The sequence below is a fragment of the Microbacterium sp. LWH13-1.2 genome (assembly GCF_038397735.1).
Classification (GTDB): Bacteria; Actinomycetota; Actinomycetes; order Actinomycetales; family Microbacteriaceae; genus Microbacterium.
On the sequence record NZ_CP151635.1, the window covers coordinates 2,129,482 to 2,142,481 of the forward strand.

Annotated in this window: 13 protein-coding genes; 4 read left to right on the plus strand and 9 right to left on the minus strand. The window is 69.0% G+C overall.

Annotation, left to right across the window (positions count from 1 at the left end):
* Nucleotides 1–16: 16 nt before the first annotated feature.
* From MRBLWH13_RS10125 to MRBLWH13_RS10150, 6 genes are all read right to left on the minus strand, one after another.
* The gene (locus tag MRBLWH13_RS10125; protein WP_341954826.1) at nucleotides 17–868 is read right to left on the minus strand and encodes a sugar phosphate isomerase/epimerase; all 852 of its coding nucleotides are present in this window, start codon (nucleotides 866–868) and stop codon (nucleotides 17–19) included.
* A gap of 83 nt (nucleotides 869–951) precedes the next feature.
* Entirely contained in the window at nucleotides 952–2,160 is a 1,209-nt protein-coding gene (locus MRBLWH13_RS10130; RefSeq protein WP_341954828.1) for a substrate-binding domain-containing protein, read from the minus strand.
* A gap of 2 nt (nucleotides 2,161–2,162) precedes the next feature.
* On the minus strand, nucleotides 2,163–3,230 hold the full coding sequence (locus tag MRBLWH13_RS10135; protein ID WP_341954830.1) for an ABC transporter permease: 1,068 nt from the start codon (nucleotides 3,228–3,230) through the stop codon (nucleotides 2,163–2,165).
* On the minus strand, nucleotides 3,227–4,309 hold the full coding sequence (locus MRBLWH13_RS10140; protein ID WP_056513630.1) for an ABC transporter permease: 1,083 nt from the start codon (nucleotides 4,307–4,309) through the stop codon (nucleotides 3,227–3,229). Before MRBLWH13_RS10140 ends, MRBLWH13_RS10135 begins: the two co-directional genes overlap by 4 nt.
* Nucleotides 4,306–5,835 (minus strand): sugar ABC transporter ATP-binding protein, encoded by a 1,530-nt coding sequence (locus MRBLWH13_RS10145; protein ID WP_341954836.1) that lies wholly within the window; start codon nucleotides 5,833–5,835, stop codon nucleotides 4,306–4,308. Before MRBLWH13_RS10145 ends, MRBLWH13_RS10140 begins: the two co-directional genes overlap by 4 nt.
* Nucleotides 5,832–6,941, minus strand: coding sequence for a Gfo/Idh/MocA family oxidoreductase (locus tag MRBLWH13_RS10150; protein WP_341954840.1), 1,110 nt, complete (start codon nucleotides 6,939–6,941; stop codon nucleotides 5,832–5,834). The genes MRBLWH13_RS10145 and MRBLWH13_RS10150 overlap by 4 nt, the downstream gene beginning before the upstream one ends.
* A 114-nt stretch (nucleotides 6,942–7,055) precedes the next feature.
* On the opposite strand from MRBLWH13_RS10150, the gene MRBLWH13_RS10155 reads away from it, so the two are divergent.
* Nucleotides 7,056–8,252, plus strand: coding sequence for an ROK family protein (locus MRBLWH13_RS10155; RefSeq protein ID WP_341954842.1), 1,197 nt, complete (start codon nucleotides 7,056–7,058; stop codon nucleotides 8,250–8,252).
* 31 nt (nucleotides 8,253–8,283) lie between these two features.
* Here the strand turns inward: MRBLWH13_RS10155 and MRBLWH13_RS10160 are convergent, their stop codons facing one another.
* Both MRBLWH13_RS10160 and MRBLWH13_RS10165 read right to left on the minus strand, forming a co-directional pair.
* On the minus strand, nucleotides 8,284–9,423 hold the full coding sequence (locus tag MRBLWH13_RS10160) for a Gfo/Idh/MocA family oxidoreductase (RefSeq protein WP_341954844.1): 1,140 nt from the start codon (nucleotides 9,421–9,423) through the stop codon (nucleotides 8,284–8,286).
* Nucleotides 9,423–10,229 carry a sugar phosphate isomerase/epimerase gene (locus MRBLWH13_RS10165; RefSeq protein ID WP_341954846.1) on the minus strand — a complete coding sequence of 269 codons (807 nt, stop codon included), beginning with the start codon at nucleotides 10,227–10,229 and terminating at the stop codon, nucleotides 9,423–9,425. The genes MRBLWH13_RS10160 and MRBLWH13_RS10165 overlap by 1 nt, the downstream gene beginning before the upstream one ends.
* Before the next feature lie 110 nt (nucleotides 10,230–10,339).
* On the opposite strand from MRBLWH13_RS10165, the gene MRBLWH13_RS10170 reads away from it, so the two are divergent.
* From MRBLWH13_RS10170 to MRBLWH13_RS10180, 3 genes are read left to right on the plus strand one after another with little or no spacing between them, the layout of a single operon-like run.
* Nucleotides 10,340–10,981 (plus strand): TetR family transcriptional regulator, encoded by a 642-nt coding sequence (locus MRBLWH13_RS10170; protein WP_341954848.1) that lies wholly within the window; start codon nucleotides 10,340–10,342, stop codon nucleotides 10,979–10,981.
* Nucleotides 10,982–10,990: 9 nt separating this feature from the next.
* Nucleotides 10,991–11,620, plus strand: a complete 630-nt coding sequence (locus MRBLWH13_RS10175) for a DUF4166 domain-containing protein (protein WP_341954850.1) — start codon at nucleotides 10,991–10,993, stop codon at nucleotides 11,618–11,620.
* Between the two features lie 56 nt (nucleotides 11,621–11,676).
* Nucleotides 11,677–12,603 (plus strand): DUF1731 domain-containing protein, encoded by a 927-nt coding sequence (locus MRBLWH13_RS10180; RefSeq protein ID WP_341958286.1) that lies wholly within the window; start codon nucleotides 11,677–11,679, stop codon nucleotides 12,601–12,603.
* Here MRBLWH13_RS10180 and MRBLWH13_RS10185 read toward each other — a convergent pair.
* Complete coding sequence (locus MRBLWH13_RS10185) at nucleotides 12,600–12,998, minus strand: PLDc N-terminal domain-containing protein (protein WP_341954853.1); 399 nt, start codon at nucleotides 12,996–12,998, stop codon at nucleotides 12,600–12,602. The genes MRBLWH13_RS10180 and MRBLWH13_RS10185 overlap by 4 nt on opposite strands.
* Nucleotides 12,999–13,000 lie beyond the last annotated feature (2 nt).

Below are 13,000 nucleotides of genomic sequence, written 5' to 3' on the forward strand. Positions count from 1 at the left end.
GTATCGCGTGACGGTGTCAGGCGCCGAGCGCCCTGAGCGCGTGGATGCTGCGGCGGGCGAGCTCGTCCTGACTCGGTGCGAGGGGACGCCAGACGGATGCGGCGACCGCGATCGTCGCGTTCTCGCCGGTGAAGCTCTCGAGGCCGAGCGGTCCGCCGTAGCCCGCATCGTCGAGGGCCCTCAGCATCTCCGGCCAATCGATGTGATCGTCGCCGACCGCTCCCCGATCGCTGCCGCACACCTGCACATGGGAGATCGACGAGCCCGCGGCCCGGACGGCGTCAGCGGGCTTCTTCTCCTCGATGTTGAGGTGGTAGGTGTCGAGAGCGAGCCCGACGCCGGCACCGAGCAGAGGCTCGAGGGCATCCAGACTCTGCTCGACGGTGTTCAGCACGCTGGTCTCATACCGATTGAGCGGCTCGACCGCCAGCGCGATGCCCCGGGACGCGGCCTCCTCGGCCACGGGGCGGAGATTGTCGCGCAACTCGCGCACGACCTCCGTGCGCTCGTCGGGTGTCATCCGCCAGGTCACGCCGGTCGGTGCGTAGAACGGGCCGGCGACGACATCCGACCCGAGAGTGAGGGCCGCGTCGATGCACGATCGCAGATAGTCCTGCGTCCCGGCCACGTCTCCCGCTCTCGCGAGCAGTGACCTGCCGGGGCCCATCGCCCCGACCACGATCGCGCCGAGTCCGAGTCCGTCCAGGACCTCGCGGGTGCGCCCGGGATCCCAGTCGCCGACGTTCTCGAGCGGCAGCTCCAGCGCCTGGTAGCCCATCTCCGCGGCCTTCCGCGCGAGGGGCTCGAGAGTCGCATCGGTCAACGGAGACGTCCACACCCAGGTGTTGACGGCGATCGTGCGAGGCATCCTGCTCCTTCGGGGATGACGCGTGTGCTCCCACCCTCCCATCCGCGGGCGTGCGGAGGGAAGGGCGGGAGCGTCACTGCGGGTTACGGGATCTGACGTTCCTGCCAGACCGTCGGGTAGCCGGGAAGATCCTCTCCGCCGAACTTGGCGTAGTGGCCGTCGGGCATCCCGTCATTGGCCTCGAGGTAGCCGTCGAGCTCCGCCTCGGTGATCGGCTTCTGCGGCAGCACCCACTCCTTCGGCACCTCTTCACCCGCGAAGACCATCTGCGCGGCGAGCAGCGGCGTGCGCCACTGGAAGTTCGAGTACACCGGCGCGAGACCGGTGAGACCCGTCTCCTTCCACTTCCGCAGGAAGCTCATCTCGTCTTCACCGGTCATGACCGGGTAGTCGGCACCGGCATCCTCGAATGCCTCGATCGCCGCGACCGCGCCGTCACCGGCATCCATCCAGATGCCCTGCACGTCACCCTTGGCGAGCTCGTCGCTGATGATGCTCTTGATCTCGGCGGGGTCGGCACCCGTGAAGTAGTCCACGGCCTCGATGCCCGCCTCGTCGAAGAGCTTCTCAGCGGCAGCCCACCGGTGCTCGAGCACATCGACACCGGGGAGGATGCGCAGCGCCACGACCTTGTCTCCCTCTTCGAGGTTGTCGATGAGGAATTCGGCGGTGTCGATGCCCCACGCGAATCCGCCGATCGGGTGGATGAAAGTGACGGGGCAGTCGGTGTTCACGCCGCGGTCGAACACGATGACCGGCTTGCCTGTCTCACACGCCCGCTCGACGGCCGGCGTCATCGCCGCCGTGCTGTTCGGCGAGATGAGGAAGACGTCGCAGCCGCCCTCGGCGATGAAGTAGTCGATGTCGGCGATCTGCGTGTCATCGGAGTCCTGCGCATCGCGGGTCTCCATCTCGCTGATGGCGCCCGCCTCCTGCAGCGACTTGAGCTGCTCGTTCATCGTGATCCAGCCGGTCTGGCGCCACGGGTTCGAGATCGACGCGTTCGCGAAGCAGGCCTTCTTCGCTCCCTCGCTCGCGAACGCGGACGTGTCGACCATCTCGGCGTTGATGTGCTGGAGGTAGGGCTCGTCCGCCGGGCCCTGCGGCTCGACATCCCGCTCCTCCATCTGCTTGTCGAAGAGCTCCTGGTCGAACCACTCGGTGGTCTCGGCCGATTCGTCGGGACTGTCGGATTCGGCCGGCGCCACTGACGGGTCTGTCGTACACCCGGCGAGCGCGATGAGGCCGAAGAGAGCCACCCCTGCGGTGGCGATCCTCATTGATCGTCGCATTGCTAATCTCCTCTGGTTTCTGTGTGGATGGTGCGGGATGTTGCGGTGGATACGGGTTCTGCGGCTCCTGCGGTCTCCGAGGTGCTGAGCTCGGGAGAGGTGCGGGGGCCTCGCCTGCGCCGGGCACGGAAGGCGACGGCGGAGTAGGCGACGGCGGCGATGATGATGACTCCCTGCACGGCGTCGCGCAGCGTCGAGGGGACGCCGGCGATGTTCAGCAGCATGAACAGGGCCTCGAGCGCGAAGGCTCCTGCAGCGGCGGCGACGATCCAGCCCCGTCCGCCGCCGAGCACGACCCCGCCGAGGACGACGGCCGTGATCGCGACGAACTCGTAGCCGCGACCGACGGAGGGGTGCACACCCGCGTAGCCGACCAGCAGCACGGCCGAGAGCGTGGCGGAGAGCGACGAGATCATGAACGCGCGGGTCGTGATCCAGGTGCTGCGGGCGCCGGCGAAGTCGACCGCCGTGGCGTTGTCGCCGACCGCGATGAGCAGCTTGCCGAGCGGTCGCTTCGTGATCCAGATGCCGAGCGCGAGCCAGCCGATCAGGATGAACACCGCCCAGGGGATGAACTCGAGCAGGGGCACATCGCGGATCCCACCGCGTCCGATCTCGCGGAAGCTGTCTGCCGGGTTGCCGGTGGCGGCTCCCCCCGTCCACCACATGACGCCGCCGAGAAGGGCGAGCATCATGCCGAGCGTGACGATGAAGGAGGGCACCTTGAGCAGAGTCGTGATCACTCCGTTGACGAGACCGACCACGGCGCCGAACGCGATCATGAGCAGCAGGACGGGGATCGTGCGCGAGTCGTCCTGCCCGACGAGATTGCCCGCGACGATCACCTGCGCGGTGATCAGCGAGCCCTGCGACAGGTCGAACTCTCCGGCGATGATGACGAAGTACTGGCCGATCGCGACGATCGCGATCGGAGCCACTCTCTGGATGAATCGCATGAACTGGCCGGGTTCGGCGAAGCTCGGGTTGAGGATCGTGACGGCGACGAGCAGGATCACGAGCAGCAGGAACACCGCACCCCGGGGGCTCACGAGTGAGCGCAGCGCGTTCATGAGCGCCCTCCTTCCACAGCGGTGCCCGTATCGGCGAGCTCGGAGGCCGCGGCCGCCATCTCGGGCTCGGCCGCCTTGGCGGCGTCGTCTCCCCCGGTTCTCGTGCCCCCTGGGCCGAAGCGCGGGCGGCGACGGACGATCGCTCGCCGGCTGTATACCGCGACGGCGGCGACGATCACGACGCCGCGCACCACGTCCTTCAGGAACGGGTTCACCTGCATGACGCTCATCACGCTGTCGACCACCGCGAGGATCGCGACACCGCCGATCGCACCCCAGATCGACCCGCGTCCCCCGAGCAGAAGCGTGCCGCCGAGCACGACGGCTGCGATCGAGAGCAGCGCATACCCGCCCTGCTGGCCGACGGTCGGGCTGCCGACACCGAGCCTGCTGGCGAGCAGCAGCCCCGCGAGCCCTGCGAAGACGGAGCACAGCACATGGGCCGCGATCAGCGGCGGCCGGGTGCGCACCCCCGACAGCCGGGCGATGTCAGGATCCCCGCCGACGGCGTACAGGTGGGCACCGGTGCGGGTGCGGTTCAGCAGGAACCACACGACCACGGCGAGCGCGACCATGATGATGGTCGACACGGGAATCGGTCCGACGCCGGTGGCGCCGATCAGCTGGAACTCCCACGGCACGTTGCCGGACGAGCCCTCGAAGTTGGTGTTGAGGATGCCCTGCAGAATGAGGCCGACGCCGAGGGTCGCGATGAATCCGTTCACCTTGAGCACCGTGACGATGAGGCCGTTGATGAGGCCTATCCCGGCGCAGACGAGCAGGGTGACCGCGACCGCCGCGGGGATGTTGCCTGGGCTCCCGTTCATGATCGTGGCGGCCAGCAGACTCGAGAGGCTGATGACGTAGGTGACCGAGAGGTCGAGCGAGGCGCCGAGCACCACGAGCGTCTGACCGATCGCGACGAGTCCGAGCACGCTCATCCCGGTGAGGATGTCGCGGATGTTGCCCGCACTGAAGAAGTTGCGCCCGACGGTCGCGACGAGGATCGCACCGACGATCAGAGCGAGGATCAGGATGCCGAGGACGATGACCGTCGAGTCGATCCGCACGCGCTTCATCGTGCACCTCCGTCGGTGGTCTCATCGTGCGGGTGGATCGCCCCTGTCGCGGCGCCGAGGATCTCGTGCTCGGCGGAGCCCGCCGGCAGTTCGATGACGAGCTCGCCGTCGTGCATGACGAGGATCCGGTCGCTCATGCCGATCACCTCGGGGAGTTCGCTGGAGACCATGAGCACCGCCTTGCCCTGTGCCGCGAGATCTCGCATCAGCTGGTAGACGGCGTACTTCGCACCGACGTCGATACCGCGGGTCGGCTCGTCGAAGAGCACGATCTGCGGCTGCGTGAGCAGCCACTTCGCGAGCACGACCTTCTGCTGGTTGCCGCCTGACAGGAAGCGCACCTCCTGGTCGAGCCCGCGCGAGCTGATCTCAAGAGAGCTGAGCACTCCCGGCACCTCGCGGCGGGACGCTGACGTGCGAGCGGAGAACACGCTCCGGATGACGAGCAGCGAGTTGTCGAGCACCGACTGGCCCAGCGCCAGCCCTTGCGCCTTGCGGTCTTCGGAGACGAGTGCGAGTCCTGCCCTCACCGCTGCTCGCGGACTCGTGATGCGCGTGGATGCGCCGTCGACGCGCATGCTGCCCCGCACGAACGGGTCGATCCCGAAGATGCCCTCCACGAGCTCGGTGCGCCCGGATCCCTGCAGACCGGCGATCCCGACGATCTCCCCCGCGCGGAGCGTGAGCGAGACCTCGTCGACGAAGGCATTGCCGCAGCCCTCGAGCTCGAGCCGCGGCTCGCCGACGACCGTGCCGTCGACGGCATCCGGGAAGTACGACTGGATCGAGCGACCCACCATGCGGCGCACGAGCTCATCGGTCGTGAGGTCCGCCGTCGCGTCGGTCGACACGAGCGCGCCGTCCTTGAGGATCGTGATGCGGTCGCAGAGGTCGAAGATCTCCTTCAGCCGATGAGAGACGTAGATCACCGCGACACCGCGAGAGGTGAGTCGACGGATGATCGCGTAGAGCAGCTCGACCTCGCGGTCGCTGAGCGCGGCCGTGGGCTCATCCATCGAGATGACCCGTGCCTCGAACGACAGCGCCTTCACGATCTCGACGATCTGCTGCTCGGCGACCGTCAGCGAGCCGACCCGCGCCTGCGGATCGATGAAGGAGACACCGAGATCCGCGAGGAGCTCCGCAGTCCGGGTGACCATCGCCGTGCGGTCGACGAACCCGCCGCGGCGCGGCTCGCGTCCGAGGTACACGTTCTGCGCGACCGTGCGCTCGGGAAGCAGCGTGAACTCCTGGAAGACCGTCACGATCCCGTCGTCCATCGCCTGCCGAGGATGCGTGTGGTGCACCTCGTCGCCGCGGTACCGCACGACGCCCTCGTCGGCGGGCTGCACGCCGGCGATGATCTTCATGAGCGTGGACTTTCCCGCCCCGTTCTCACCGACCAGGCCATGCACCTCGCCAGGGCGCACGTCGAAGTCGATGCCCCTCAGCACCTCGACTCCGAAGAACGACTTGCGGATGCCCGACACCTCGAGCACCGCCTGCGTGTCGACTGCTGCGGTCATGCCGCCACCTCCGTCCAGCGACCGGCCGTGGCAGCGGAGGCGAGAACGGCCTCGGTCAGCACGGCAGATCGATATCCGTCCTCGAATGTCGGCAGCCCGGTCGGATGCGACCCGCCGATCGCCGCGTACACGTCGGCGATGAATCCGTTGAACGCGTCCTGATACCCCATCGCGTGGCCTGCGGGGACCCGCTGCAGACGGGCCGAATCGGGTGCGGCCGTGGCAGGGTCGCGCAGCAGGACGCGCGATTCCTGCCGCATCCCGACCCACAGCTCTTCCGGGCGTTCCTGCTCGAAGCGCAGGCTCTGCCGCGATCCGTGCAGCTCGAGCGTCAACGCGTTCTTGCGGCCTGCGGCCATCTGCGAGATGAGCAGCGTGCCGAGCGCGCCCGATTCCGTCTCGACGAGGATCGCGACGATGTCCTCGGTGTCGACCGTCCGCCCTGCCCGCTCGTCGAACACGCGACGGGTGCGGGCGCTCAGAGACCGGATGCGCTCGCCGATCACGAACTCGATCAGGTCGCACAGGTGCGAGCCGATGTCGGCGAACGCCCTGGAAGCACCGCCGGTCGCCGATCGCACCCGCCAGTCGTCGTCGGTCGGGAGCAGCATCCAGTCCTGCAGATACGAGCAGTCGAGCGTGAGGAGCACACCGAGGTCCCCCTGAGCGATGCGGGTCCGCGCCTCGCGCACCATCGGGTGATACCGGTAGACGAAAGGCACGGCGGCGACCCGGCCGCGTCGCGCCGCGAGGTCGACGAGCCGCTTCGCGTCTTCGGCGTTCGTGGCCAGCGGCTTCTCGCAGATGACGTGCTTGCCCGCCTCGAGCGCACGGAGGGCGAGGTCGGCATGGGTGGCGTTCGGGGTGCAGATGTGCACGACATCGATGTCGTGGGCGTCCAGCAGCGCAGCGGCGTCGGCCTCGGCGCGACCGGCTCCGAGCTCGTCCGCCGCGTGCCTGCTTCCCGATGCGGAGCGGGTGGCGACGGCGCGCAGCTCGCCGCCTGCGTCGCGAGCCGCGGTGCGATGCACGCGAGCCATGAATCCCCCGCCGAGGATGCCGGCTCGGATCGTTCCGAGACCGGTGTCTGTGACATCCGTTGTCATGCCGGTGAGTCTGACACAGCCCACGGGACTTCTGCTAGCCCCCTGTCAAAAGTTCTTTGTAACGAATCGGAAGTCAATCGAGGACACACGTAAGTGCTGTGGTTTACTGACGCAATGGTTGACGCACTTCGCCCCGCCGCGGCGGCGAATCCCGGTGCCGGAGAGATCTTCCAGATCCTCCGCGACGGCACCGCCCGCACCAAGGCCGAGCTCGCGGCCCTCACCGGCCTCGCCCGCTCGACGGTGGCCCTGCGAGTGGACGCGCTCCTCGCCGCCGGTCTGCTGCGCCCGGCAGGAGAGGCGGTCTCGACCGGTGGACGCCCGCCCGCCCGACTGGCCTTCAACTCCCGGGCCGGAGTGGTGCTGGCCGTCGATCTCGGCGCCACGCACGCGACCGTCGCGGTAGCCGACCTCGCCGGGATGATCCTCGACTCCCGCACACGCACGATCGACATCGGCGACGGACCCGAGAGCCTGCTCGATCTGATCCTCGACGACGGCGCGGCCCTTCTCGACACCCCCGCATCCGCCGGGATCTCGCTGCTCGGCATCGGGATCGGGGTTCCGGGTCCTGTCGAGCACTCGACGGGGCGACCGACCAACCCGCCGATCATGCCCGGGTGGGACCGCTTCGACGTCCCCGGCTACGTGCAGCGCACCTTCGACGTCCCGGTGCTCGTCGACAACGACGTCAACATCCTCGCGCTCGGCGAGCATGCCACGACCTGGCCTCACGTCGACGACCTGATCTTCGTCAAAGTGTCGACCGGCATCGGTGCAGGAATCATCGCGGGCGGCCAGCTTCAGCGTGGCGCCCAGGGCTCGGCGGGAGACATGGGGCACGTGCAGGTCCCGAGCGGATCGGGCTCTGCCAGGGAACCCGGCGACGAGCGAGACCTCGAGGCTCTCGCCAGCGGGGCCGCACTGGCGACGGCTCTGCGGGCGGGCGGGCACGAGGCGAGCAGTCCCGCCGACGTCGTCGACCTCGTCCGCGCCGGCAATGCCGTGGCCATCGAGGCGACGCGACAGGCGGGTCGCGATGTGGGCGAGGTCCTCGCCACGGTCGTCAATCTGCTCAACCCGTCGATCATCGTGCTGGGCGGCAGCATCGCCCGAGCCGGCGAGCACCTTCTCGCCGGGGTGCGGGAGGTCGTCTACCGACGCTCGATCCCCCTCGCGACGCAGCATCTCGCGATCGTGCAGTCGCAGGCCGGTGACCGTGCGGCCGTGCTCGGTGCAGCGATCATGGTCGCGCGCGAGGTGCTCTCGCCGGCGAACGTCGACCGTCATGTGGCGGCGAGGACGCGCTGACCGCGCCTCCTCACCACCACACCGGCGTCTGTCAGAGGGTCGACTCGAACGGGTCGAAGCCGGCGTCGATCGCGCCGACCTCGTCGAGCGTGCTCTCGACCTTCACGAAGCTGCGGGACTCTGCCGCCTCCTCGATCGACAGAAGCGTGTCGAGCACGTGGTACCCGAACTCGCCGGTGGCGACGTGCGGGCGGCCCGCAGCGATCGAGCGCGCCATGTCGAGCAGTCCGACGCCGCGACCCGAGAGCACACCCTCCTGCTCGACGTCGACGACGTCCTGCACGGTCGGCTCCGGCGGCACGAAGACGCGCGACAGCGGACGAGTGATCGTGATGGGCCCGCCGAACGTGTTCGGATCGGGGATCACGATCGTGCCCTCGGTGCCGGTGATCTCGACGATGCCCTGGCGCAGCAGCGGCGAGTCGGTGCTGTACAGGCTCTGCGCCTGTCCGCCCTGCTCGAAGTCCATGAGCACGCTCAAGGTCGACGGGATCTCGACGGGGAACTCCTGACCTGCGAGCTCGCCGACCTGCACCGTGCGCGTCGGTGTGCCCTGCAGTCCGAGGGCAGCGACGGCCGCGACGGGACCGAACACGTGCACGAGCGCCGACACGTAGTACGGCCCCATGTCGAGCAGGGGTCCCGCGCCCTTGGCGTACAGGAACGCAGGGTTCGGGTGGAAGATCTCCGGCCCCTGCCACTGGAAGGTGGTCTGGGCGAACAACGGCCGACCGATGTCGCCGCGTGCGATCGCTCGCTTCGCGGTCTGCACCCCGGGTCCGAGGACGGTGTCGGGCGCGACGCCGACGCGGAGCCCCGCGGCATCCGCCTTCTGCAGCAGACCCAGCGACTCGTCACGGCTCACACCGATCGGCTTCTCGGTCCAGACGTGCTTGCCCGCGGCGATGATCGCCTCGGACACCTCGACGTGGACGGCCGGGATCGTCAGGTTCACGACGATGTCGATCTCGGGGTCGTTCAGCACCGCATCGACGCCACCCGCACGCGGGACGCCGTACTTCTCGGCCTGCGCCTTCGCACGCTCCACGAGCAGGTCGCCGATGGCGAGCACCCGCACATCGGGGAACGTGGTGAGGTTCGACAGGTACTGGTCGCTGATGTTGCCCGCGCCGATGATGCCGACGCCGACGGGTCCGTTGCCGATGGCCATCAGCCGGCCACCTTCTCGTCGAGGTAGACGCGGCTGCGCTCGATCGCGGCCCACAGGTCACCCTCGTAGTGGTCGAACTCGACGATCGCGAGCTCGAGGGCCGGAGCGGCGGCGATGGCCTCGACGAGCGGGACCGCGCCCTCGCCCGCAGGCACTTGGTCGGCGGGCGGGTAGGCGCTCAGCAGCGAGGGATCGAGCGTGCCGTCCTTGGCGTGCACGGCGATGACCCGGTCGCCCAGACGCTGCAGAAGTGCGACCGGGTCGACGCCGCCGCGGGCTACCCAGTACAGGTCGACTTCGAGCACGACGCGCTCGTCGAGCAGGCCGGCGAGCACTTCGAGTCCGGTGACTCCGTCGAACACGGCCTCGAGCTCATGCGCGTGGTTGTGGTAGCCGACGCGCACGCCGACGCTCGCACCGACGGCGGCAGCCTCGTTGAGCAGACGGGCCGTCTCCTCGATCTGCTCGATCGACTCCCAGCGGGCAGGCTCGGTGTACGGGTCGATCACGGTGTCCATGCCGAGCACCTTGGCCGCGGCGAACACCTCGGCGGGCGACGGCACAGGCAGTGTGGTGCCGCTGCCGTCGGGGTTGACGAACGACTGCGACGCGAGGAACGCGTGGCCGGAGGGCGCAGTGAGGCCCGCGCTCTGCAGGGCGTCAGCCATCGGCTGCGCTCGGCGCACGAAGTCGTAGGGCTCGACGGCGGTGAAGCCCCGCGCGGCGACCTCTTTCAGGGAGCCTTCGAGGTCGGCCTCCAGCTGGTCCTTGATCGTGAACAGCTGGATGGAAGTCTGGATCGTCACTGGTCTCTCCTTCAGTCTTCGGCGACGTGCGGGCTCATCGGCCCGTCTGTCCGAGCACGTTACCACCAAATACCTCCGCGCGGAAGTTTTCGCTTCGCTACACTCGTCCCATGACCGACGACCGCCCCGCCGCAGCCGCCGCCGGCGCCGACGAGGACCGCCCGCGTCCGCGGGGCGCGTACGCGAAGGGGATCGCTCGACGCCAGGAGATCCTCGACAGGGCGATCGAGGTCTTCGCCGCGCGCGGCGCCGACCGCACGAGCCTGCGCGCGATCGCGAGCGCCGTCGGCGTCACGCACTCCGCCCTGACCCACTACTTCGGCTCTCTCGAGGAGCTGCTGGTGGCGGTCTACCAGGAGAGCAACGCCCCTGGACGCCAGCCCCCGGAGCGCCTGCCGCCGGATGCGACCCCGGTCGAGCTCATGATCGAGTCCGCCCGCACGAACCGCGCGGTACCGGGTCTCGTGCAGCTGTACTCGACTCTGGTGTCGGCCGCGCTGGAAGAGGGCCACCCCGCAGCACGCGATTTCGCCACGACGCGGTTCTCCCGTCTGCGCGCAGACATGGCGGACGTCGTGCGACGCCAGCAGGAGAGCGGACGCATGCGCGACGACGTGGATGCCGATGCCGTCGCCGCACTCATCGTGGCGGCATCCGACGGCCTGCAGACGCAGTGGTTGCTCGACGACTCGGCGCCCCAGCAGGAGGCGCTGGCGTTGCTCGATCGGCTGCTGCGCCCCGCCGCTCGATAGGGTGAAGGAGTGACAGCAGCGGACACCGCACAGGGGTCGCCCTACGAGCGGGCTCTCGGCGAGCGCATCTCCGACCTCCACCCGAAGACGGCCTGGTACTTCCGCACGATTCCCGACGGCCACGTCGGAGTCGGGACCGGGGTGTTCACGAGCGCGGGTTCGCGGCACCGGTGGCTGTGGCCCGTCTTCCGCATCGCGGAGGCGCTCGGCGTCGCGTTCGCCGGATGGGAGCAGGACGTCCCGTTCCGGATCGAGAACCGCACGATCGACGGGACGGCGGTGGCCGTGCGTCATTTCGAGCTCCCCGGGCGCACATGGGTGATGCCCGATGTCGTCTCCCTCGGAGCGAACCGGATCCTGCGCAACGAGATCGGCCCTCACCGCACGGTCGTGACGACCTTCGACATCGACGTCCGCGACGGAGCGGTCGTGCTCACCATCCGCCGGGTCGGGATGCGGTTCGGACGTCTACGCATCGCCGCCCCGGGGTTCCTGCGTCCGCGCATCGGCCTCATCGAGCGCTGGGACGAAGACCGCGAGCGGCACCACGTGAACATGACGATCGATGCTCCCCTGCTCGGTCGCGTGTACGAGTACACCGGATTCTTCGAATACGCGATCGAGAGCGAGACCCCGTGACGGATGCCACCCACTCCCCCGAGGGCCCCGTCGTGATCGGCGGATCCACCGGTTTCATGGGCCAGTACCTGATTCCTCGCCTCAGCGCGGCTGGGCGCGAGGTGATCACGATCTCGCGTTCGGGAGCCGACATCGCCTGGGGCGACCAGGATGCGATCGACCGCGCCGTGGACGGTTCCTCGCTGGTCATCGGCCTCGCCGGCAAGAGCGTGAACTGCCGGTACACCGCCGAGAACCGCGCGGCCATCTTCCGTTCGCGACTCGACACCACCTCGTCACTCAGCTCAGCGATCGCGAAGGCGACGAACCCGCCGCCGCTGTGGGTGAACTCGTCGACCGCGACGATCTACCGCCACGCCGAGGACCGCCCGATGACCGAGTCGTCCGGCGACCTCGGCACCGGGTTCTCCGTCGAAGTGGCGAAGGCGTGGGAACGTGCGCTCTTCGCCGACGACCTGCCGCGCACCCGGCGGGTCGCACTGCGCAGCGCCATCGTCCTCGGGCACGGGGGCGTGCTCGGGCCCCTGAAGAACCTGGCCCGCCTCGGCCTGGGCGGCGCCCAGCACGACGGTCCGTGGCCCGTGAGCCGGGCGCGACGGGCCGCCGGCACAGGGCACCTCCCCGGTGCGCGCCGAGGCGCGCAGCGGTTCAGCTGGGTGCATGTCGAAGACGTCGCACGCATCATCGACTTCCTCGAGGAGACTCCGTCTCTGGAGGGACCGGTCAACGCCGCCTCTCCGAACCCGTCCGACAACGCGGAGTTCATGGCCACCGTGCGCCGAGTGCTCGGCGTGGGCTTCGGGCCTCCGATGCCTCGCTGGATGCTCGAGCTCGGCGCCATCGGCATCCGCACCGAGACCGAGCTGATCCTGAAGAGCCGATGGGTGATCCCCGAGAAGCTCACTCTCGCCGGCTTCGAGTTCGCCTACCCGAAGCTCGAAGATGCCATTCGGGAGTCCTTCGACGTCGCGGCGGCCGCTTAGCCCCCAGCGGACTCCGACCCCGCGGGCGAGTCTCCGCCCTCGCGACGACGCTTCTCGATCTCCTGGCGTAGACGCCACTCCTCGATCTCCCGGTCGAGGTCGGCGATCTGCTGCTCGGTGCTCCGGGTGTCGACCGGCGCAGCGGGGGGCCGCTGGTCCGGCTGACGCGCCGCAGGTCGGGCGGCCGGACGCATGCGCGGGATGCGCAAGCCCGCCTCCGAGTACTCCCGACCTATCGCGAACCACAGCAGGCTGCCGATCAACGGCAGCAGGATGACGATGATGATCCACGCCATCTTGGGCAGGAATCTCACCTGCGCGTCGTCGCGCTTGATGATGTCCACGAGCGCGCCGACCATCAGCGCGATGACGAGGATCGAGAACAGGAACGGCATGA